Origin of the sequence: Mycobacterium sp. Aquia_216, from assembly GCF_026723865.1 — a bacterium.
Classification (GTDB): domain Bacteria; phylum Actinomycetota; class Actinomycetes; order Mycobacteriales; family Mycobacteriaceae; genus Mycobacterium.
Map to the genome: position 1 here is coordinate 1,902,762 of NZ_CP113529.1, position 21,634 is coordinate 1,924,395.

General features: G+C 65.7%; 23 protein-coding genes and 1 pseudogene. 12 read left to right on the forward strand and 12 right to left on the reverse strand.

The window, feature by feature from the left end; translation table 11 throughout:
• The 7 genes from OK015_RS09000 to OK015_RS09030 form a co-directional block, all read right to left on the reverse strand.
• Positions 1-672, reverse strand: a complete 672-nt coding sequence (locus OK015_RS09000; protein ID WP_268130820.1) for a TetR/AcrR family transcriptional regulator — start codon at positions 670-672, stop codon at positions 1-3.
• 5 nt (positions 673-677) lie between these two features.
• Positions 678-1,574 carry a hydroxymethylglutaryl-CoA lyase gene (locus OK015_RS09005; protein WP_268130821.1) on the reverse strand — a complete coding sequence of 299 codons (897 nt, stop codon included), beginning with the start codon at positions 1,572-1,574 and terminating at the stop codon, positions 678-680.
• A complete protein-coding gene (locus OK015_RS09010; protein ID WP_268130822.1) occupies positions 1,571-2,779 on the reverse strand; it encodes a CaiB/BaiF CoA transferase family protein in 1,209 nt (402 codons plus the stop codon). The genes OK015_RS09005 and OK015_RS09010 overlap by 4 nt, the downstream gene beginning before the upstream one ends.
• Positions 2,776-3,963: an alpha/beta hydrolase gene (locus tag OK015_RS09015; protein WP_268130823.1), complete on the reverse strand. Its 1,188-nt coding sequence runs from the start codon at positions 3,961-3,963 to the stop codon at positions 2,776-2,778. Before OK015_RS09015 ends, OK015_RS09010 begins: the two co-directional genes overlap by 4 nt.
• Positions 3,964-3,982: 19 nt before the next feature.
• Positions 3,983-5,074 carry a homogentisate 1,2-dioxygenase gene (locus tag OK015_RS09020; RefSeq protein ID WP_268130824.1) on the reverse strand — a complete coding sequence of 364 codons (1,092 nt, stop codon included), beginning with the start codon at positions 5,072-5,074 and terminating at the stop codon, positions 3,983-3,985.
• 100 nt (positions 5,075-5,174) lie between these two features.
• Positions 5,175-6,146 (reverse strand): NADPH:quinone oxidoreductase family protein, encoded by a 972-nt coding sequence (locus tag OK015_RS09025; RefSeq protein ID WP_268130825.1) that lies wholly within the window; start codon positions 6,144-6,146, stop codon positions 5,175-5,177.
• Positions 6,147-6,209: 63 nt separating this feature from the next.
• Positions 6,210-7,208 (reverse strand): acrylyl-CoA reductase family protein, encoded by a 999-nt coding sequence (locus OK015_RS09030; protein ID WP_268130826.1) that lies wholly within the window; start codon positions 7,206-7,208, stop codon positions 6,210-6,212.
• A gap of 22 nt (positions 7,209-7,230) precedes the next feature.
• On the opposite strand from OK015_RS09030, the pseudogene OK015_RS09035 reads away from it, so the two are divergent.
• Both OK015_RS09035 and OK015_RS09040 read left to right on the forward strand, forming a co-directional pair.
• Positions 7,231-7,736 (forward strand): annotated as a pseudogene (locus tag OK015_RS09035) (aldo/keto reductase).
• Positions 7,736-8,272 carry an arsinothricin resistance N-acetyltransferase ArsN1 family B gene (locus OK015_RS09040; protein WP_268130827.1) on the forward strand — a complete coding sequence of 179 codons (537 nt, stop codon included), beginning with the start codon at positions 7,736-7,738 and terminating at the stop codon, positions 8,270-8,272. Before OK015_RS09035 ends, OK015_RS09040 begins: the two are co-directional and overlap by 1 nt.
• On the opposite strand, the gene OK015_RS09045 is transcribed toward OK015_RS09040, so the two are convergent.
• The 4 genes from OK015_RS09045 to OK015_RS09060 form a co-directional block, all read right to left on the reverse strand.
• The gene (locus tag OK015_RS09045) at positions 8,265-9,473 is read right to left on the reverse strand and encodes an acyl-CoA dehydrogenase family protein (RefSeq protein ID WP_268130828.1); all 1,209 of its coding nucleotides are present in this window, start codon (positions 9,471-9,473) and stop codon (positions 8,265-8,267) included. The two genes, OK015_RS09040 and OK015_RS09045, sit on opposite strands and share 8 nt — an antisense overlap.
• 24 nt (positions 9,474-9,497) lie before the next feature.
• Positions 9,498-10,895: an acyl-CoA dehydrogenase family protein gene (locus tag OK015_RS09050; RefSeq protein ID WP_268130829.1), complete on the reverse strand. Its 1,398-nt coding sequence runs from the start codon at positions 10,893-10,895 to the stop codon at positions 9,498-9,500.
• 82 nt (positions 10,896-10,977) lie between these two features.
• Positions 10,978-11,754: a histidinol-phosphatase gene (gene hisN, locus OK015_RS09055; protein ID WP_268130830.1), complete on the reverse strand. Its 777-nt coding sequence runs from the start codon at positions 11,752-11,754 to the stop codon at positions 10,978-10,980.
• 281 nt (positions 11,755-12,035) lie between these two features.
• Positions 12,036-12,464, reverse strand: a complete 429-nt coding sequence (locus tag OK015_RS09060) for a pyridoxamine 5'-phosphate oxidase family protein (RefSeq protein WP_268130831.1) — start codon at positions 12,462-12,464, stop codon at positions 12,036-12,038.
• A 142-nt stretch (positions 12,465-12,606) separates the two neighbouring features.
• Between OK015_RS09060 and OK015_RS09065 the strand changes: the two genes are divergently transcribed.
• Both OK015_RS09065 and OK015_RS09070 read left to right on the forward strand, forming a co-directional pair.
• Positions 12,607-12,933 (forward strand): hypothetical protein, encoded by a 327-nt coding sequence (locus tag OK015_RS09065; RefSeq protein WP_268130832.1) that lies wholly within the window; start codon positions 12,607-12,609, stop codon positions 12,931-12,933.
• A gap of 68 nt (positions 12,934-13,001) precedes the next feature.
• The gene (locus tag OK015_RS09070) at positions 13,002-13,205 is read left to right on the forward strand and encodes a hypothetical protein (protein WP_268130833.1); all 204 of its coding nucleotides are present in this window, start codon (positions 13,002-13,004) and stop codon (positions 13,203-13,205) included.
• Positions 13,206-13,246: 41 nt separating this feature from the next.
• Here the strand turns inward: OK015_RS09070 and OK015_RS09075 are convergent, their stop codons facing one another.
• Positions 13,247-14,608 (reverse strand): FAD-dependent oxidoreductase, encoded by a 1,362-nt coding sequence (locus OK015_RS09075; RefSeq protein WP_268130834.1) that lies wholly within the window; start codon positions 14,606-14,608, stop codon positions 13,247-13,249.
• A 184-nt stretch (positions 14,609-14,792) separates the two neighbouring features.
• Here OK015_RS09075 and prfB point away from each other — a divergent pair, with 184 nt between their 5' ends.
• From prfB to OK015_RS09115, 8 genes are read left to right on the forward strand one after another with little or no spacing between them, the layout of a single operon-like run.
• The gene (gene prfB / locus OK015_RS09080; protein WP_268130835.1) at positions 14,793-15,899 is read left to right on the forward strand and encodes a peptide chain release factor 2; all 1,107 of its coding nucleotides are present in this window, start codon (positions 14,793-14,795) and stop codon (positions 15,897-15,899) included.
• Positions 15,889-16,875 carry a mechanosensitive ion channel family protein gene (locus tag OK015_RS09085; RefSeq protein ID WP_268130836.1) on the forward strand — a complete coding sequence of 329 codons (987 nt, stop codon included), beginning with the start codon at positions 15,889-15,891 and terminating at the stop codon, positions 16,873-16,875. The genes prfB and OK015_RS09085 overlap by 11 nt, the downstream gene beginning before the upstream one ends.
• On the forward strand, positions 16,872-17,354 hold the full coding sequence (locus OK015_RS09090; protein ID WP_268130837.1) for a hypothetical protein: 483 nt from the start codon (positions 16,872-16,874) through the stop codon (positions 17,352-17,354). Before OK015_RS09085 ends, OK015_RS09090 begins: the two co-directional genes overlap by 4 nt.
• Positions 17,355-17,398: 44 nt before the next feature.
• Positions 17,399-18,088, forward strand: a complete 690-nt coding sequence (gene ftsE / locus OK015_RS09095; protein ID WP_268132562.1) for a cell division ATP-binding protein FtsE — start codon at positions 17,399-17,401, stop codon at positions 18,086-18,088.
• A complete protein-coding gene (gene ftsX, locus OK015_RS09100) occupies positions 18,088-18,981 on the forward strand; it encodes a permease-like cell division protein FtsX (protein ID WP_268130838.1) in 894 nt (297 codons plus the stop codon). Before ftsE ends, ftsX begins: the two co-directional genes overlap by 1 nt.
• Positions 18,982-18,983: 2 nt before the next feature.
• Entirely contained in the window at positions 18,984-19,493 is a 510-nt protein-coding gene (smpB, locus tag OK015_RS09105; RefSeq protein WP_268130839.1) for an SsrA-binding protein SmpB, read from the forward strand.
• Between the two features lie 53 nt (positions 19,494-19,546).
• Entirely contained in the window at positions 19,547-20,335 is a 789-nt protein-coding gene (locus tag OK015_RS09110) for an EamA family transporter (RefSeq protein WP_268130840.1), read from the forward strand.
• Between the two features lie 53 nt (positions 20,336-20,388).
• Complete coding sequence (locus OK015_RS09115) at positions 20,389-21,630, forward strand: ATP-binding protein (RefSeq protein WP_268130841.1); 1,242 nt, start codon at positions 20,389-20,391, stop codon at positions 21,628-21,630.
• The last annotated feature ends 4 nt before the right edge of the window (positions 21,631-21,634 follow it).

The window sequence follows — 21,634 nt, forward strand, 5'->3', positions numbered from 1 at the left end:
TTACGCGCCGTAGAGGGTCTTCTTCCAAACCGTAGACAGGATCGCGATGGCGTCCTCGTCGCTGATCTCCATTCCCAGACCCGACTCCCCGACGAAGACGGTGGTGAAGTTCTCGAACAGCAGCGCGATGGCCGCCGCGGTGTGTTGTGGGTTGAGCTCGCTGCCGTAACCCTGCTCCTGTGCGCGTCGGACCGACGCGGCCACGATGTCCATGCCGAAACGCCGAAACTCGTTCTGTACGGCCGCGAAACGCTGCTGGGTGGTGGCCAGTTGGGCGACAGCGATCATGATGCCGATGTTCTGCTTGAAGATGTTCCAATATCCGGTGACCACCGAGGTGAAGAAGGCGTCGTCCTGGGTGGGGGTACTCGCCCGCGAGCGGGAGGTACCCACACCCGCCTGCGGGGGGGAGTCCGGCAGGTGCAGGCTCAGGCCGTACGGGGCCACGACCTCATGCAGGAACGACTCCGCCAGGGCGGCCAGCAGGTCCTCCTTGTCGGCGAAATACCGGTAGAAAACCGCTGGCGATTTTCCCGCGGCGGACGTGATGTCGGCCAGTGTGGCGCCGTGAAAGCCACGTTCGGCAAACAGTTTTCGCGCCGCCTGCTCGATGGCCTCCCTGGTCTGGCGGCCTTTGGATGTCAGCGCCCGCGACGATTCGGGGGCGGACATTGCCATCAGTTCCGGATCCGGTCGCCGGCGCGCATCAGTGCGCCCGGCAGATCATGTCGGACAGCTGATTTCGCGACACCGGCTGCGGCGATCGCGGCCTGCAGGTCGACATCGACATCGATATCGCTGTCGGTCAGCAGGTAGACGAGATCCTCGGTAGCGATGTTGCCAGTGGCGCCCGGCGCGAACGGGCAACCGCCCAGTCCGCCGACCGAGGCGTCCAACCGGGTGACTCCAGCGCTGACCGCCGCATACGCACTGGCCAGCCCGGCGCCGCGGGTGTTGTGGAAATGCGCGCCCAACGGCAAGTCGCCGATCACCGGACGCAGTTGGGCGATCAGCGAACTCACCCGGCCCGGGGTGGTGGTGCCGATGGTGTCGGCGATCGACAGGCGGTCGGCTCCGCGTTCGCGGGCGGCCGCGGCGATCTCGAGTACCCGCTGTGGCGGGGTCGGGCCTTCGAACGGTGAGTCCCATGCAGTGGCGATGACGACCTCGACGGTGACGTCGCTGCCATGCGCGATGGCGACGATCTCGTCGATCTGGTCGGTGGCCTCGGTGCTGGTGCGCCCGACGTTGGCCTGGCTGAACGTGTCGTCGGCGGCCACCACGTATTCGATCGACCGCAGCCCCGCGGCAACGGCGCGCCTGGCCCCGTTGGGGCTGGCGACCAGGGCGGAGAACTCGATGTCGGGGTAGTTATGCAGCTGAGCGGCGAGTTCCGCGGCGTCGGCCATCGACGGCACCTTCGTCGGGGACACAAACGCCGTGGCCTCCACCTCGCGCACACCGGTGGCAGCCACGGCCGCAAGCAGTTCCAACTTGGCCGACAACGGGATTGGCTTTTCGATCTGCAGCCCGTCGCGCAGCGCCACCTCACGAATATCGACGTGCTGAGTCATAGCACTCCCTCGCTGCGCAACGCCTCGAGCTCTGCGGTGGTCTTACCGAGCAGCCCCGCGTACACGTCGTTGTTGTGTCGTCCCGGGCAGGCCGGTCCGGCGTGACGAACGCTGCCCGGCGATTCCGACAGCACCGGAACGACGCCGGGCCCCAAGACATTACGTTCGATGCGTTCGTCGTAGTGCTCGACCAGCATCCCGCGCGCCCGCAGTTGAGGGTCATCGACCACCTCCGCGACGGTGTTGATGGGGCCCGCGATCACGCCTGCGGCGCTGAGGGTTTCGACGATGTCCGCAGGTTGTCGGTCCGCGGCCCAGGCACCGATGATCTTGTCGAGTTCGTCCTGGTTGCGGCCGCGGGCGGTGTGGGTGGCGAACCGGTCGTCGCCGGCCAGCTCGGGGCGCCTCATCGCGGTGCACAGGCGGGCGAACACGGTGTCCTGGTTGGCGGCAATCACCACCCACGAATTGTCGGCGCTGCGGTAGATGTTGGACGGCGCGATGCCTTCCAGCCGGGTACCCGACGGTCCGCGCACCACGCCGCCGACATCGTAGTCGGGAATTGTGGATTCCTGGATGGCTAAACATGATTCGGTCAGTGCCACGTCAACCACCTGCCCCCGCCCGGTCACGGTGCGGCGGTACAGTGCGGCCATCGCGCCCTGGGCGCCGAACATGCCGGCCAGGCTGTCGCCAAGCGAGAGCGCAAGCCGGGGTGGCGGTCCGCCGGGGAAACCGTTGAGGTGCCGCAATCCACTGGCGGCTTCGGCCACCGAGGCGTAGCCCGCGTTGTGCGCGTCGGGCCCGGTCTGCCCGTAGCCGGACACCCGGACCAGGATGATGCCCGCGTTGCGCGCGCTGAGCACGTCGTAGCCCAGGTTCCACTTCTCCAGCGTGCCCGGACGGAAGTTCTCCACGACGATGTCGGACTTCTCGACGAGCTCGAGGAACAGCTCTCGGCCCTGCGGCCGCCGCAGGTCCAGCGTGACGGCTTTCTTGTTGCGCGCGGCCACGGTCCAGAACACGCGGTGCCCGTCGTGTTCAGCCTGGCCCCACGTGCGCAGCGGATCCGGGGCACCCGGCGGTTCCACTTTGATGACCTCCGCGCCCATGTCACCGAGTAAGCGGCCGGCGAACGGACCCGCGATCAAGGTGCCCAGTTCGAGCACCCGGATGCCGTCCAGTGGTCCGGCCGGCGGGGTCATACGCCGCTCGCGAAATCGTGCCGGATCAGCCAGTCGGTGACGATGTCGACGGCTCTGCGTAACTTGTCGCGCTGGTCCGGGCCAGCGTAATAGTGTGTGGCACCAGGGATTTCATGTATCTCTTTGTCGGGGTGACCGATCGCCTCGAACAGCCGCCGGGTGTGGCTGGGTGTGCAGGCGTCGTCGGCCAGGTTCCCGATCACCAGCGCAGGAATCGCGATGTCACGCCCGCAGTCCACCCCGTCGCCGCGGGCCTCGTCATAGCTCCATTGCGACAACCAGCCGCGCAGCGTCGAGAAGCGGGCCAGCCCGACCGGGCTCATGTTGACCACTTGAGGGTCACCCAGATAGCAGGTTCCCGGTGTGCGCTCATTGGGATCCACCGTGGGATCCAGCCATCGGGGATCGGCCATGGTGCCGTGCACGACGAATCCGAACTCGTCGTCAGGGCGGCCTTGGGCGGTCAATTCAGCCAGCTTCTCTTTGGCCCATGCGGTGATGCGGCGGTTGCGGTCGATTTGAGCTTGACGGTACCGGGCCAGGAATTCCTCGGTGTAGGGCGGTTGGTTGGGGTTGTCGGGGTTGTACAGATCCAGCTCGGGATCGCGCTTGCTGGGATCGGATTCGTCGAGGATGGACGCGTCGAGCCATTCGGTCAGCGTGCCGTGCCGGCTGATGTGCGCGGCCAGCAGCGTGATTCCGTCGGCGGCGGGCAGTTCCAGCGCGGTCAGGTCCGGGCCGTCGCCGGTGGGGCTCGACGTGATCGTCGCGTGCTGGGCCTGCTGCTGGTAGAGCAGCGACAACGAGCCGCCGCCACTCCATCCGGCCAGCACGACCTTGGTGTAGCCCAGCCGGTTCTTGGCGTCCTTGATGCACTCGCCGAGATCTTCGACCACCTTCTCCATCAGCAGCGCCGAATCGGTGCCGCGGAACCGGCTGTTGCAGTAGATGACGTGGTGGCCGGCCCGGGCCAACGCGTTGATCATCGGCAGGTATGCGCCGCCGCCGATCGGGTGCATGAACACCAGCACGGTGTCCGACGGCCTGTCTTTCGGCTTGAGCAAATAGCTCTCCAGCACGGTGATCTCGGCCAAGCCGCCGTAGACGTCGCGGACGCCGGAATTGTTCTGGAAGGCAACCAGATACGGGATCCGTTCGTAGTCGTGCTTGACGGCTCGTTTCACAGTTGGCGTGCTCCGCATCTCAGTGTTGTCCCAGGTCGTGTGCCAGTACTTCGGGTGACGGGGTCAGTCTCCGGCGGGTGTCGACGGCGATGACCTGCCAGTCGACGCGCGAGTGCTCGGCGAATTTGCGGCGCGCCCGTTCGCGCGCCTTCTCCGGTGCGCCGTGGTGAACTCCTTGCGGCGCATGGGAAATCAGGCCCGGGGGCATCGGGATGCCGTAGAGCGAGCCGCCGTGGAAGAACGCGATTTCGTCGAAGTCGACGTTGCGGTGATACCAGGGTGTGCGTTCGGTGCCGGCGACGCCCTCGGCGGGCTTGGGCAGGAAGTTCATTACGTAGACGCCGGTGGCCTGCATGAACAGATGCACCGTCGGCGGCAAGTGGACACTGTCGGAGGTGATGACGTTGTAATCGTCGATGTTGAAGGTGAAGGCGAAGTTGTCACCGCGCCACCCTTCGACGTCGAGCGGATTATGTTGGTAGATAAGCGTTGTCGGCCCGCCATCATGGACGAGCCGCACTTCGTACTCGTCGCGGCCGTCGTCGTCGACCGGCGCCGGCTCGGGGATGGTGGCCTGCGATGGGTCGAACGGGAAGTGCCGGCCCAGCGGGCCGGGCGGCGGCACCCGGAATTCGTCGGTGGCCTCGATCATCAGCAGCGTGGTCTCGCGATCCGGCACCTGGCGCCACGTGCACGCCTTCGGGATGTAGACCCAGTCGCCGTCCCGGTAGCGCAACGGGCCGAACTCGGTCTCCAGCAGCCCGGTGCCTAGGTGGACGAAGCAGAGCAGATCGCCGTCGACGTGGCGGGCGAAGTAGGGCATCGGCTCGTGGCGACGGCTCAGCAGAATGCGACAGTCGTCGTTGCTGAACATCAGCAAGGGACCACCGCTGGCGTCGGTGGCATCGCTGGGTTTGAGTTCGCCGGACAACACGTCGACGGGGCGCAGCGGTCCGGCCGCCCGGTAAGCGGTGGGGTCGTGGCGGCGGTAGATGTTGGCCGTCCGTCCGGCGAATCCGCCGCGGCCTAACTCGTCGTCCTTGAGGCCGTCGAGGTCGGCGTGCAGGCGATGCGGTGTCTTGCCTTTGCGCAGGTGAACGAACGATTCCATGGGTTTACTCCCGGGAATTGGCTACAAAACCGAAAGTGACATTACTTTTTCTTTTGGGCGTATACAAGAGCCCATGCGTCCGGTGCGCTCGCGCCGGAAGCTAACCGCGGACGCGCAGGACGACTTTTCCTTTGGCGGTGCGATTCTCCATGGATGCGACCGCGGCGGCGGCCTGCTCCAGCGGGTAGACCTCCGGCTGCGGCGCAGCCAGCTGGCCCGAGCTGAGCAGGCGCTCGAGTCCGGCCCACTGTTCGTCGAGCGCCCCGGGGTGTGTTGCCGTCCAGGCGCCCCAGCCGACACCGACAACGTCAATGTTGTTGAGCAGCAGTCGATTTACCTTCACGGTGGGAATCTCACCGCCGGTGAACCCGACGACGAGCAGCCGTCCCCCCGGAACCAGTGAGCGCAGCGAGTCGGTGAAGCGATCACCGCCGACCGGGTCCACGACCATGTCGACGCCGCGGCCGTTGGTCAATTCCTTCACCGCGTCCTTGAAGCCGTCGGCCAGCACCACATCGGTGGCGCCTGCCGCCGTAGCGATCTGGGCCTTCTGCTCGGTACTGACCACCGCGATGGTGCGGGACGCCCCGAGCGCCGGCGCCAGCCGCAGCGTCGAGGTTCCGATCCCGCCGGCGGCGCCGTGCACCAGCACGGTTTCACCCTTTTGCAGTCGGCCGCGCACCGTCAGCGCGAAGTACATCGTCAGGCCGTTGAACAACAGGCCGGCGCCCGACTCGAAGCTCACGTTGTCCGGCAGCTTGAACGCCCGGTCGGGTGAGAGCACGGCAACTTCGGCCATGCCCCCGTTGAGCATCGTCAGACCGACCACCCGATCGCCGGGCTGCACATGCGCGCCGTCCGGCGCCGATCGGACGACCCCGGCGATCTCGGCTCCCAGCACGAACGGCGGCTCGGGCCGGTATTGATAGAGGCCGCGGGTCAGCAACGCGTCCGGGAACGCGGCACCGGCGGCGTGCACCTCCACAACGATCCCATCGCCGGTGGGTTCGTCGACCTCGCCCACTTCGATGGCGTCTGGGCCATCAAGGCGAGTCACCCGTGCTGCGCGCATGTTGCCTCCGTCATTGATCGGGCCGGAATCCTCCGGCCGGCGCTCGAATAGCGTACTGCCAGCTCAGAATCCGCCGGCGACGCGTACCACTGCCCGGCCGGAGAATGTGCCCGCGCGCAGTTGGTCCAATACCCCGACGACGTCTTTGACGTCGACATCGCTGGTGACCGCGTCCAGATGCCGCGGCCGCAACGAGTCGCCCAGCAACGCCCAGAGCTTGCGGCGCCGGTCGATCGGCATCAGCACCGAGTCCATGCCCAGCAGCGAGACGCCGCGCAGGATGAACGGCATCACCGTGGTGTGCAATGCGGGCCCGCCGGTGAGGCCGCTGGCCGCCACAGCCCCGCCGTAGTCGACGGTGCTGAGCACGTCGGCCAGCGTCGCGCCCCCGACGCAGTCCACCGCGCCTGCCCAACGCGCCTTGTTCAGTGGCCGCGGCTTGGCGTCGGGATCGGCGGGCAGCCGGCCGATAACTTCAGTGGCGCCAAGCTCTTTCAGTAGCCCGGCGGCCTGCTCCTTGCCGCTGGAGGCGACCACCTGGTAGCCAGCGGCCGCGAGCAGGTCCACGCTGACCGAGCCGACACCGCCGGAGGCGCCGGTGACGACGATGGGTCCGGCGTCGGACGTGATGCCCCAGTCGATCAGCGCTTGCACACTCATCGCGGCGGTGAAGCCGGCGGTTCCGATCGCCGCACCCTCGTGTGGACTCAACGCGCCGAGCGCCACCACCTGGTCAGCCGGCAGCCGTGCGTATTCGGCGTAGCCGCCGTGGTGGCCGGTGCCGATCTGATACCCGTGGGCCAGCACCAAGGCTCCGACGCTGAAATCCGGTGACTGCGACTCGACGACTTCGCCGGTCAGGTCGATCCCCGGGACGATCGGGTAGTCGCGCACGACGCCGCCCTTCGGCGTCAGCGCCAGCGCGTCCTTGTAGTTGACGCTGGAAAACAGCACCCGAATCGTCACGTCACCGGGCGGCAAGTCGGACGGGCCGAGCGTCTCGACAGACGCGGTGATCCCGTCACCGTCTTGACGGGCTACCAGCGCGTGAAAAGAGTCCATACAACGACGCTAACCTCACCGTATGGATCCCTTTCCACTCGGTCGCTTTTCGGTAGCCCGGATCGGCTTCGGGGCTATGCAACTGCCTGGTCCCGGTGTGATGGGGCCGCCGCGCGATCGGGACGAGGCGCTCGCGGTATTGCGCAGGGCCGTCGAACGCGGCGTGGACCACATCGACACCGCCCAGTTCTACGGCCCCGACGTCGCCAACGAGCTCATCCGTGAGGCGCTGCACCCCTACCCGGAGAACTTGGCTTTGGTGAGCAAGGTCGGCGGCCGTCGCGATGACGACGGTGCCTGGCTGTCGGTCAGCGAACCGGCCGACCTGCGCCGCGACATCGAAGCGAACTTGCCAAGCGACTCGGGCGCACGCCCGCGCAGGTCGCGTTGGCATGGACCCTGAGCGTGGCGCCCAATGTGCTACTGATCCCGGGCACGTCCTCGCTGGGGCATCTCGAGGACAATCTGGACGTCGCCTCGATCGAGCTCGATGACGCCCGCGAGCAGCTGAACGCAATCGCTGCCTGATGCCGCCAGGTGTTCGACGCGCGACCGCGGCCGATGCCGCGGCTTGTGTCGACATCTACCGGCCGTACGTGCTGGACACCGCAATCACGTTCGAGACCGACGTGCCGACGGTGCGGGACATGGCCGAGCGCATCGTCGAAACACTCGCGACGCACGAATGGTTGGTGCTCGAGGCGGACGGAGACATCATCGGCTATGCCTATGCGCACCAGTTCAATCCGCGCGCGGCCTATCGGTGGGCGGTCGAGACGAGTGTCTACCTCGCGCAGGATCGGCGACGCGCTGGTGGTGGCCGGATGCTCTACGCCGAATTGCTAGAACGTCTGGCCGAGCGCGGCTTCCGGCGGGCATTCGCGGGTATCGCGCAACCCAACGAGGCCAGCAATGCCCTGCACGCGGCATTCGGCTTCCGGCCGGCGGGTCACTACCGGCGCGTCGGATGGAAACTCGGCGCGTGGCACGACGTCCAGTGGTGGCAGCTCGATCTGCTCGGGCCCGACGACGAGGTCGACCCCCCGGCCCCAGTCGCTACTTGAGCTCGGCGGACGACAGGCCGAGCAGGCGCCGGGCGACTACCAGCTGTTGAATCTGCTGGGTGCCCTCGAAGATGTCCATGATCTTCGAATCACGCGCCCACTTCTCCAACAGCGTCTGCTCCGAATAGCCTGTGGTGCCGGCTAATTCGACTGCCTTCAGAGTGATGTCAGTGCCCACCCGGCCGGCCTTGGCCTTGGCCATCGACGCCTCTTTGGAGTTGGGGATTTTGTTGTCGGCCTGCCACGCGGCGCGCAGGGTCAGCTGGTAGCTGGCCTCCCAGTCCGCCTCCATCCGCAGGAACTCGGCCGCGGCGGCGGATTGGGCGTGCGCGGGCCTGTCGTAGTCGATCTCCACTCCGGCCGCGGTCAAGATCTTGCGCAACTCTTCCAAGGCGGCCCGGGCGATACCGATGGCCATGCCCGCAACCACCGGCCGGGTGTTGTCGAACGTCTCCATGACGCCGGAAAATCCTTTGCCCGATTCGATTTCGGGATTTCCCAGTAGGTTGTCCTTGGGTATCCGCACGTTGTCGAACCGGATCACCGCGGTGTCGGATCCTTTGATGCCGAGCTTGTTCTCCAGCCGCTCGACGCTGACACCGGGATGCTCGCGCGGCACGATGAACGACTTGATCGCCGGGCGGCCTTGCGACTTGTCCAGCGTTGCCCACACCACGATGTGTGTGGCCCGCGAACCCGCTGTGACGAAGATCTTTTCGCCGTTGATGACGTATTCGTCGCCGTCCAGCTTGGCAGTTGTGGACACGGCCGCCGAGTCGGATCCGAAGCTCGGCTCGGTGATGGCCATTGCGGCCCAGACCCGGCCCAGCCGGTTCAACTGCTCGTCGGTGGCCACGCCGCTGATCGCCGCGTTGCCCAGGCCCTGATAGGGTATCGACAGCATCATCGCCGCGTCGCCCCAGCTGGCCTCCAGCGTCTGCAGCACCGCCGCCATGTTGGAGCCGTTGCGATTTTCTTCCTTGCTCTCGCTGCTACGGAACGCCTCGGCTCCCGCGAGCCCCACGGCGTTGGATTCAGCGGCTCCGGAGAACAGACTGGCCAAGGTGTCCAGCTCCACCGGGTAGGCGTGCTCGTGGACATCGTACTTGCGGGCGATCGGGCGCATCATTTCGGCGGCGCCCTGGTGCGCCTTGTCGATCACCGCTTGCATCTTGCGGGGCAGTTCCAGATTGATTGCCATGATTGATCTTTCGCTAGTGCGGAGCTAGATGACTACGACGCCCTCGGCGACGCCGATGGCGCGCAGGTCGCGGTACCAGCGCTCGACGGGGTGTTCTTTCGTGTAGCCGTGACCGCCGAGCAGCTGCACGCCGTCCAGTCCGATTTGCATGCCCTTGTCGGTGCCGAGTCGCTTGGCCAGCGCCGCTTCGCGGACGAACGGAAGCCCCTGTTCGGCCCGTGCGGCACCGCGCCAGGTGATCAGCCGCAACCCGTCCAACTCGATGGCGATGTTGGCGCACATGAACGCCACGGCTTGACGGCGGGCGACGGGCTCACCGAATGCCTCGCGTTCCTTTACGTACGGGATGACGTAGTCGAGGACCGCGTGTGAGGTGCCCACCGCCAGCGCCGCCCAGCCCAGCCGGGACAGCGCGATCGCTTCGGAGTAGTCGCCGTCGGTGGCGTCGTCCTCACCCAGCCGGGCGTTCGGCGGCACCGAAACCCCGGACAGCTCGAGCTGACCCAGGGCCGCGGCGCGGATACCCATGCTCGGATCTGCTTTGACGGTAAGGCCTTTGGCATCCGACTCAACGATGAACAATGCCGGCTTGCCGTTGAGTTGCGCGCCGACGATGAACAGCTCGGCGTCGGCCGCGGCCGGGACCAATGACTTCACGCCGTCGAGTCGGTATCCGCTCGGCGTGCGTACCGCGGTGGTCTTCAGCCGGGTCGGGTCGAACAGCGGTTGCGGTTCGGCGATGGCCACACAGGCCTGTGGGACATTCTCGCCGGCGAACTCGGGCAGATAGGTGGCCTGCTGGTCGGCGCTGCCCCAGTGGGTCAGTGCGGAGGCCACGCCGCCCGGGGCCAGGATGGGCAGCGCTAAACCCATGTCGCCGTAGGCCAGCGCCTCGGCCACCAGCACGTTGGTCACGCTCGAGCGATGCGCGGCGATGCCCTCGAAATCTTCGGGGATGTTGATCGCGGTGATGCCCAGTTCCGCGGCCTTCGCGATCAGGTCGGGCGGGTAGCTCGCCGCCTCGTCCGCATCGTGCGCGGCGGGCCGCAGCACCTCTTCGGCGAAGTCCTCGAGGGTCTCGACGATCATCTTCTGTTCGTCGTCGGGCCGCAGGTCGTAGAAGTCCTTGCCGCTGGACTTGAGCCGGGTCGGTCCGCTGCGCAGGTTCTGGACCCGCTTGAACTGCCGGGAAGCGGCACCGGCGGTGGAGAAGATCGTTTTGGTCCCGTAGCGCAGGCCCCGGTTCAGCGGGTCGCGCAGGTGGTATTTGTCCAGGAAGTCCTGGCCGACGATCGGGGTGAGGAGCGCCAGGGTGATGTCGATTCCGGTGCGTTTGTGCGGTTGCATCCCGACGCCGGTTTTGCGGCCGCGCCGTTTGGCGCGCGGGTTTGGAGTATTTGAGCCGGAGAAAGTGTCCGTCATTTCAGCAGCCTCGGTAGTTGGGGCGATGCGACTGAAAGCCTATCTTACTCCGGAGTAAGATAAAGAGGGCCTGTTAACTAATTCACACCAAGGCTGCGAGCACGCGCGCATGGAGCAGGCCGTTTGTCGCGACGGCGTCGCCGCGGTGCGGTCCCGCGACGCCGTCCAGGCCGGTGAACGTCCCGCCCGCCTCGCGCACCAGGATGTCGAGTGCGGCCAGGTCCCACGCCGAAACCTCTGGTTCGGCCGCGATATCGACGGCTCCCTCGGCGACGAGGCAGTACGACAAGAAGTCGCCGTAGGCGCGTACCCGCCATACCGCGTCGGTCAAGTCGATGAAGCGGTCGCGCAGACCGCGCTGCGCCCAGCCGGACAGGCTGGAAAACGAAAGGCTAGCCGAATCTAGTTGTGCCACTGAGGAAACCGACAGCATTCGCGGTGGGCGGCCGTCGACCGAGACGAAGGCGCCCTGGCCGCGCGACGCCCACCATCGGCGCTGCAGCGCCGGTGCAGTCACGACGCCGACCGAGGGGACGCCGTCGTCGAGCAATGCGATCAAGCTGGCCCACACCGGTACACCGCGCACGAAGTTCTTGGTGCCGTCGATCGGGTCGATGATCCATTGCCGTCCGGTGAACGTGGTGGTCCCGCCGAATTCCTCGCCGACGACGCTGTCGTTCGGTCGCTCGCGCCCGAGGACGTCGCGCAGGTCGGCTTCGACCGCCCGGTCGGCGTCGGTGACCGGAGTGAGGTCCGGTTTGGTGTCGACCCGCAGGTCCAGCGCACCGAACCGGTCGCGAGTCAGCATGTCCGCGCGGTCGGCGAGCGTCATCGCCAACGCGAGATCGTTCTGACTCATGCCAGCAGTCCTACCACGACGGGCGCGCAAGGACTCTTGGCCCTCGCCCGCCGCCCTGCGACGCGCACGCAGATCGCGTCGACGTCGAGGCACTGTTGCGGCGTTTCTACGGCAGGGTGCTGATCGCTCGCGGGGTCGTGCACCAGCGTAATCCGCTGTCCGCCAAGCATTTCGTGCGTTGGCTGACCGCCTGGCGCAACGATGTCGACGGAGGCGATGCACCGGCGGCTGACCGGCGCTGACGCACAGGACCTCGACGCGCTGCTCGCGGGCTGAGCCCGTCACGCAAAGGATGCGTTCGGGTCGGGTTCCGGACCAAAGGTGAAGTGGCGTCCGGTGATGTCGGTCGGGGTCACCCGGACAAAATGCTTCTTGACGGTTGCGGTCCACGGCATCAGCTCGACGCGTTCGGCTTCCTCGATCTCCGCCGCGGTACGCAGCAGGCGTGCGCGGCCCCGGACGATGACACTCCAGCCTTGGGCGACGTCGTGGTCGTCGGCCTCGAACACCACAACGCTGTTCGCGACGGCGGAAAACAATTTGGTGCCCTCGGCAGTGCGAAATAGCACCGTTCGATCTTGCACCGCATAGTTCACCGGGAAGATTTCGGGCTCACCGGCGAAGCTGGTCACCAGTCGGCCCAGGGCGACGCCGCCCAACCTGCGCCAACTCTCGTCTTCCGACAAAACTACCGAGGGCTCGTCAGTCATCGACCTCACCTTATCCTTGGCGTATCAGTTGTTGTCGACGCTACGGCGAATCCGGCTGGGAGAGTAGGGCCGTAGGTCCACTCAGGCAGCTGTCGCCAGTGGCGCCAGACCGCGGTAGCTCCGACCGTCCTACCATGGCGGCGTGTGGGAATTCGGTCTGCTGCTACTGCTCGTCGCGGTGCTGGGGGGATTTCTTGCCCAGCGGTTCATCACGCGCGGCCTGCGCGGTGAGATTCTCGACGGCACGTTGTTGGTGACCGGGGTGAGTCCGCGACCGGACACCAGCGGCGAACAGTACGTCACCATCGCCGGCGTCATCAACGGGCCCACCGTCAACGAGCACCCCGTCTACTGTCGAATGGCAGTCGACGTCGACCAGTGGCCGACCATGGGCCAGCTGCATCAAGTGGTCTATTCCCCGAAAAATCCCGACAATTGGAAGTTCGCCCCGCCCGAATCACCTGCGTGAAACCCGCCCGCTCGAGTGGAGATCGCGACCCTGCTTGCATTGTGAGCGGCAGGTGGCACCATGAACTCATGGCGGGCAAGGACGTCGGGCGGATCCGGGCCAAAAGCGCGCTCGAAGTGATCAGGCAGCACCCGGTCCTGGTGCTCTTCGCAGTGTCGCCCGCGCTCGCGGTGCTGGGCGTCATTTGGTGGCTTGCTGGCGCCGGCTGGGCGATCGCCGCGGGAATCGCCCTGCTGCTCGCCAGCGCGGGGTTCATCGTCTTCCGGAGCTGAGTCCCGCTCGACCCCAACACGATTGGCTGGCCGGCCCGCGGTCAGCCGTGGCTGATCCGGAGCAGTTCCTCCAGGCTCGGCAGTTTGACGCGGGGACGTCCGTGCGGCTCGCCGGCCGTGCGCTCATGGCGATCGATGGTGTCCCAGTGCGCCGAGGTGACCAGCTTCGGCTGACGCGAGGCCAGCCAGTCGGCCAACTTGTCGGCATGGTCGTCGGGGAAGTCGGACAGCTCCGCGGCGCCGGTCAGATCGTTGATCAGGGTGTCGACGGTTTCCTGGGAGTCCTTTTTGTTGGTGCCGATGACTCCGGTCGGCCCCCGCTTGATCCATCCGACCACGTATTCGTTGCGGCGGCCTTGCACCCGGCCGCCGGTGTTGGGGATGGTCGCGCTCTTTTCGTCGAACGGCAGCCCCGGCGTGGGCAGGCCGCGATAGCCGACCGAGCGCACGACCAGTTGTACCGGTAGCTCCTCGCGTTCCCCGGTGTCCTTGGCCGACACCCGCCCGCTCTCGTCGGCGACCAATTCGTTGCGACCGAGCACGATTGACTCGACCCTCTCGTCGCCTTTGATCTCGATCGGAGATGTGAGGAAGCGGAAGACCATCCGACGGTGTCCCGGGCGGGGTTCGCGGTTGGCGTAGTCGCGCAGCACCTTGATGTTCTGCTTGGTGGTTTTGCCGGCGGCCTCCGCATCCTCGTCGCTGATGCCCTCGAGCTGTGCGGGATCGACGATGATGTCGACCCCTTCCAGGTCGGCGAGCTCACGCAACTCCAGCGTGGTGAACGCGGTCTGCAGGGGCCCGCGCCGGCCGACGATCACCACTTCTTCCACGCCGCGTGGGCGCAGCGATTCCAGCGCGTGGTCGGCGATATCGGTGGCTGCCAATGCGTCTGGGTCGGTGATCAGAATGCGTGCGACGTCGAGTGCTACGTTGCCGTTGCCGATGACCACGGCCCGGGCGCCCGAGAGGTCGGGCGAGATCTGCTCGAAGTTCGGGTGCGCGTTGTACCAGCCGACGAAATCGACGGCCGCGACACTGCCGGGCAGCTCCTCGCCCGCGATGTTGAGGGAACGATCGGATTGCGCCCCGACCGCGTAGACCACGGCGTCGTACTGCTCAGCGAGTTCGGCGGCCTCGACGTGCTCGCCGACCACCACGTTGCCGAAGAACCGGAAGCGGGGATCGCCGGCGGTTTTCTCGAACTGTTTGCTGATCGACTTGATCTTGGGGTGATCCGGCGCGACGCCGGAGCGCACCAGCCCCCACGGCGTCGGCAACATCTCGAGCATGTCGACGTTGACGTCGATCTCATCGGAGGTATCGGCGGCCTTCAGCAAAGACGCAGCGGCGAAAAAACCCGACGGTCCGGAGCCGACGATGGCGACATGAAATGGACGCATACCCAAGCCTTCTGTTCATGCCCTGCTGCGACGCAAGAGGCTGAGAATGGGCTGGGCTTCGCAGTCGCGGGCGCACATGATGGTGATTCGATGCTAGACGCTGAACGCCCGCAGATGGCTAAAGTGCTGCACGTCGCGACCTGAGCATTCGTCGCCGATCAGCGCGCCGGTAACGTTGTCGGCTGTGGAACCCGACCGTCAAGCCGATATCGCCGCCCTCGACTCCGCCCTGACCACGGTGGAGAGGGTGCTCGATGTGGACGGTCTGCGCGGCCGCATCGAGAAGCTGGAACACGAGGCGTCCGATCCCAAACTGTGGGACGACCAGGCCAACGCGCAACGGGTGACCAGTGAGTTGTCGCACACCCAGGGCGAGCTGCGCCGCATCGAACAGTTGCGGCAGCGGGTCGACGACCTACCGGTGCTCTACGAGCTGGCTGCAGAGGAGGGCGGCGCTGACGAGCTGGCCGAGGCGGACACCGAGCTGAAAGCCTTGCGAGCCGACATCGAAGCCGCCGAGGTGCGCACCCTGCTGTCGGGCGAGTACGACGAGCGCGAGGCTCTCGTCACCATCCGCTCCGGCGCCGGCGGGGTGGACGCCGCGGACTGGGCCGAGATGCTGATGCGCATGTATATCCGGTGGGCCGAGCAACACAATTACGGTGTCGAGGTATTCGACACCTCCTACGCCGAGGAAGCGGGGATCAAGAGCGCCACGTTCGCCGTGCACGCACCGTTCGCCTACGGCACGTTGTCGGTGGAACAGGGCACGCATCGGCTGGTCCGGATCAGCCCGTTCGACAACCAAAGCCGGCGTCAGACGTCGTTCGCCGAAGTCGAGGTGCTGCCGGTGGTGGCCACCACCGATCACATCGATATCCCAGAAGGCGATGTGCGCGTGGACGTCTACCGATCGAGCGGTCCAGGCGGCCAGTCGGTGAACACCACTGACTCCGCGGTTCGTCTAACCCACATCCCAACCGGTATCGTCGTGACTTGCCAGAACGAGAAGTCGCAATTGCAGAACAAAGTTTCGGCGATGCGAGTGCTCCAGGCAAAGTTATTGGAGCGCAAGCGTTTAGAAGAGCGTGCTGAGCTTGACGCCTTGAAAGGCGAGGGCGGCAGCTCCTGGGGTAACCAGATGCGCTCCTACGTATTACACCCATACCAGATGGTCAAGGATCTGCGAACCGAGTACGAGGTGGGCAACCCCGCCGCGGTTCTGGACGGAGACATCGACGGGTTCCTGGAAGCGGGGATCCGGTGGCGCAATCGAAAAGATGACGACTAACACAACGTTTATTGCAATGTCGGCGACACAGCGCTGGCACGGATTTTGGCATGGCCAGATCGGCGGCTGGATCCTCGACCAGGGTCTGCGCATCGTCATGTTGCTGATCGCGTCGGTGCTGGCGGTTCGTTTCGTGACCTGGGTGGCCCAGCAGGTCACTCGGCACCTTGACGTCGGCTTCGCCGAAAGCGATGCCCTGGTCCGCTCGGAGGCAACCAAGCACCGGCAGGCGGTGGCGTCGGTGATCCAGTGGGTGTCGATCGTGCTGATCGCGATCTGGGGCGTCGTCCAGATCAGCGACGTACTGAACTTCTCCGTCGGCGGTCTGGTCGCGCCTGCCACCGTGGTCGGTGCGGCGCTGGGTTTCGGTGCTCAGCAGCTGGTCAAAGATCTACTCTCGGGATTTTTCATCATCGTCGAGAAGCAGTACGGCTTCGGTGACCTAGTCTCGTTGACCGTCGCGGGGATTAACGCCGAGGCGCGCGGCACGGTCGAGAACGTGACATTGCGGGTGACCCGGCTGCGTTCGTCAGACGGCGAGTTGTACACCATCCCCAACGGGCAGATCGTCAAGACGATTAACCTCTCCAAGGATTGGGCGCGGGCGGTGGTGGACATCCCCGTGCCGACCAGCGCCGACCTCAACCGGGTCAACGAGGTCTTGCACGAGGTCTGCGACCACGCCATGGACAACCCGTTGCTGGGTGAGCTGTTGCTGGACGCACCCACCCTGATGGGCTTGGAAAGCATCGAAGTCGACACTGTCACGCTGCGCATGGTGGCCCGCACCCTGCCCGGCAAACAGTTCGAGGCGGGCCGGCAGTTGCGGGTGTTGGTGATGCGAGCACTCGCCCGGGCCGGCATCGTCACGACGGCCGACGCGACGGTGAGCGTCGTCGAGGATGACCCTGGGGTCCCGGCCGCGCAGGCCGCCGAGGCGGCTCGGGAGATCGCGCACGGGTCGGTGCAGCGGTGAAGCTGACACTCAACGTCCTCGAGAAGCACCGCGACGAGGACCGTCGCTGGCCGAGCTATATATTCGGCGGCCGGATGCGCACCTCGACGGTGGCGTTGATCGTCGCCTTCCTTGCCATCTGGTGGGTCTATGACGCCAACCGCCCGGAGCCGGCTCCGAAGCCGTCCGCGCCGCAGGTAGTTCCGCCGGGTTTCGTGCCCGACCCGAACTACACCTGGGTGCCGCGCACCAGGGTGGCGCCGCCGGCACCGACCAACACTTACGTCCCGACCCCGACCCCGACCAGCACAACGCCGACGATCCCGACCACCACGGCGCCGCCACCGCCTCCGACGACCACTGCGCCGCCGCCTTTCCAGCTGCCCTGCCTGCTGCCGCCGCCCTTCTGTCCGCCCAGCGCCAGCCCGACTTCGCCACCCCCTCAGCAACCGATCCCGGGGCCGGGTCCGTTGCCCACATCGGCGCCACCGGCGCGCTGATCTTCGCGGTTCAGCGAAATTCACCGCTACACTGGCGTGCCGTGATGATCACCCTTGACCATGTCAGTAAGAAGTACAAAGCGTCGGCGCGTCCGGCGTTGGACGACGTGAACGTCAAAATCGACAAGGGTGAATTCGTCTTCCTGATCGGCCCGTCGGGTTCGGGTAAGTCGACGTTCATGCGGTTGCTGCTGGCAGCGGAGTCGCCGACGACAGGTGACGTGCGCGTCTCGAAGTTTCACGTCAACAAGCTGCCCGGCCGGCATGTGCCCAAGTTGCGACAGGTGATCGGCTGCGTCTTCCAGGACTTTCGTCTGCTGCAACAAAAGACCGTGTACGAAAACGTCGCCTTCGCGCTGGAAGTCATCGGCAAGCGCGCCGATCAGATCAACCGGGTCGTGCCCGACGTGCTCGAGACGGTCGGCCTGTCCGGCAAAGCCAACCGCCTGCCGACCGAGTTGTCGGGTGGTGAGCAGCAGCGGGTTGCGATCGCGCGTGCGTTCGTCAACCGGCCGCTGGTGCTGCTGGCCGACGAGCCCACCGGCAACCTCGACCCCGACACCAGCAACGACATCATGGACCTGTTGGAGCGGATCAACCGCACGGGGACGACGGTGCTGATGGCGACGCACGACCACCACATCGTCGACTCGATGCGGCAGCGCGTCGTAGAGCTGTCGCTGGGCCGGCTCGTTCGCGACGAGCAGCGCGGCGTCTACGGGATGGACCGCTAGTGCGCTTCGGCTTCCTACTCAACGAAGTCCTGACCGGGCTTCGCCGCAATGTCACGATGACGGTCGCGATGATCCTGACGACGGCGATCTCGGTCGGCCTGTTCGGCGGCGGTCTACTGGTGGTTCGGTTGGCGGAGCACTCCCGCGCCATCTACCTCGATCGCGTCGAGACGCAGGTGTTTCTCACCGAAGACGTCTCCGCCAACGATCCGGCCTGCAGCACCAATCCGTGTAAGGCGTTGCGGACGAAGATCGAGGGCCGCGAGGACGTCAAATCGGTTCGGTTCCTTAATCGTCAAGACGCTTACGACGACGCCATCCGAAAGTTCCCGCAGTACAAGGATGTTGCCGGCAAGGATTCTTTTCCCGCGTCGTTCATCGTCAAGCTGAACAATCCCGAGCAGCACAAGGACTTTGACCTGGCGATGCAGGGCCAGCCCGGGGTGCTCTCCGTGCTCAATCAGAAAGACCTGATCGACCGGCTCTTCGCGGTCCTGGACGGCCTGAGTAATGTCGCGTTCGCTGTCGCATTGGTGCAGGCTGTCGGTGCGATCCTGTTGATTGCCAACATGGTTCAGGTGGCGGCGTATACCCGGCGTACGGAGATCGGGATCATGCGGCTTGTGGGGGCCAGTCGCTGGTACACCCAGCTGCCGTTCCTGGTGGAGGCCATGCTCGCGGCGGCGCTTGGTGTGGCGATCGCGATCGGCGGCTTGATCGTGGTGCGGGCGCTGTTCCTGGACAACGCGTTAAACCAGTTCTACCAAGCCAATCTTATCGCGCGGGTTGACTACGCCGACATTCTCTACATCTCGCCGATTCTGTTCCTGCTCGGCGTGTCGATGGCCGGGCTGACGGCATACGCGACACTGCGCCTGTACGTACGGCGTTAGCTGTGGCGGACAAGTCCCGTGGCGGCAAGGCCGGCGGCGGCAAGGGCGGCAGCAAACACATTGTGGCCACCAACCGCAAGGCCCGGCACAACTATACGGTCCTAGAGGTCTTCGAGGCCGGGGTGGCCCTGCAGGGTACCGAGGTGAAAAGCCTGCGGCAGGGACATGCGTCTTTGGCCGATGCTTTCGCAACCGTCGACGACGGCGAAGTGTGGTTGCGTAATCTGCACATTCCCGAGTACGCCCACGGTAGCTGGACAAACCATGAGCCGCGTCGAAACCGAAAACTGTTGTTACATAGGGCACAAATCGACAGACTGGTCGGGAAGATACAGGATGGTAACCTCACGCTAATGCCACTGTCATTGTATTTCTCCGAGGGCAAGGTCAAGGTCGAGCTCGCGCTAGCGCGAGGCAAGCAGGCACATGACAAGCGCCAGGACATGGCGCGCCGAGACGCCCAGCGTGAAGTACTGCGTGAACTGGGTCGCCGAGCAAAGGGTATGAACTGATCGGAGCCGCTTACGCCCAGCTGTCCGCCGTCTCGTACGGGGTCAGCGATTTTATGGGCGGCGTGGCAGCCCGCCGGGTGGCGGCGCTCCGCGTGATGCTGGCCGCATACCCAGTCGAGGCGGTGGCGCTGGGCCTGCTGGCGCTGGCTGTGGGCGGCCCGATTCATTCCGGCGCCATCTTCTGGGGCTGCCTGTACGGCGTCGGTCAGGCGTTCGGCATGTGGGCGTTCTATGCCGCGCTCGGCTCCGGCCCGATCTCGGTGGTCGCGCCATTGGCGGGCGTGCTCAACGCCGCCGTACCCGTAGCAGTCGGCGTCGCCCTGGGAGAGAGACCCGGTCCAGCCGCGTCGGCGGGCGTCGTGCTGGCGATCGTCGCGGTGATGCTGGTCAGCCGTGAGGCCTCGGTCGAGGGCAAGACGCAGTTCCGTTTCACCCCAAAAGTGGCCTGGCTCACAATTTTGGCCGGGTGTGCCTTCGGGCTCGACTTGGTGTTCCTGCATCAGTCGCCACACGACTCCAAGCTGTGGCCACTGATGTTCGCGCGGCTGTCGGCCTCAGTGGTTATCACTGTGCTGGCCGCGTCCAGACGTACCTTGCGGCTGCCACGGGGGCAGTCGATGAAGCTGGCGCTGGCCATCGCGCTACTGGACATCTGTGCCCTGGTGACGCAGTTGATTGCGCTGCAGTCCTGGCTGCTGTCGTTGGCTAGCATCATGATTTCGCTGTATCCGGCCGCGACCGTCGTGCTGGCGATGATGGTGTTGCGCGAGCGAGTCACTCGTTGGCAGGGGATCGGCATGGTGATGGCCATGGGATCCGTGGCGATGATCGCCGCCAACTAACATCTCCGACGCGACCTACTATGGTCCCGGCGGGACAAGGTCGGGAGAAGACGTTGGGTGAAGACCCGGTTATTCGGGAGCTATCCGCTGCCGTGGAACGCAGCCCCGATGTGGTCGAGTTGCGGTTGCATCTGGCCGGCTTGCTGGCGGACCGCGGGCGCTACGCGGAAGCGCTGGGCCATTGCAGTGCGGCGTTGAGCCAAGACGCCGGCAACGCCAGCGCGCTGAGTCTGGTGCAGCGCTGCAGCACGGCGCTTGCGGCGACCTCGCAGGCGGCAGCCGGGGCAGCGCCGGTGGCGGGGCGGGCCGCCGGCGACGAGCAATTCGACTGGTCCAGCGCGGAACGACAAGTCGCCGACATCATCGAGCCCGCGTTCGTCGAACCGTCCGCCGATGTCGTCAACGAAGGCGACTTCGACGTCGTGGCGCGCAGCGGGATACGGCTTAACGATGTCGCGGGTATGGCCGATGTCAAACGGCAGATTGAACTTTCGCTGCTCGGCCCGATCCGCAATCCAGAGCTGATGAAGGCGTATAAGGTCTCGGCACGCGGTGGTCTGTTGCTGTACGGGCCGCCGGGGTGTGGCAAAACGTATATTGCCAAGGCCATTTCGGGTGAACTCGGGGCGAATTTCTATCAGGTTGGAATCGCCGACGTTCTGCACCATTGGTTTGGAGAAAGCGAACGCAGCATCCGTTCGGTTTTCGACAGTGCGCGCCGTAATGCGCCCTGCGTGCTGTTCTTCGACGAGCTGGATGCCCTGGGGCACCGGCGCTCGGCGTTGAGTGGAAGCTCCGGGATGCGTCCCGTCGTCAATACCTTGCTGGAAGAAATGGACTCGGCGACTTCGACCAATGACGGGGTGTATGTCCTCGGTGCCACGAACGCACCCTGGGATGTCGACCCGGCGTTGCGTCGGCCCGGCCGGTTCGACCGGATGATCTTCGTGGGATTGCCCGACGCCGAAGCTAGGGCAGGAATTCTGCGCTCGCACCTCAAAGATCGCCCAGTGGCGGGCATTGACCCTAAATCGATCGCGAAGCGTACCGACGGCTTCTCGGGCGCCGACCTTGCCCATGTGTGTGACAGTGCAACGCAACTGGCCATGGCGGCGTCGATGCGCAGCGGGCAGGTTCGTCCAGTGACGATGGCCGATGTCGACGAAGCGACGGCGCAGATCCGTCCCAGCACTGGGCCGTGGTTCGAGGTCGCGCGCAACATCGTAGAATTCGGCAACAACGACGGAACCTACGACGATCTAGCAAAATATTTGCGGCGCAGGAAAATTCGGTAACCAA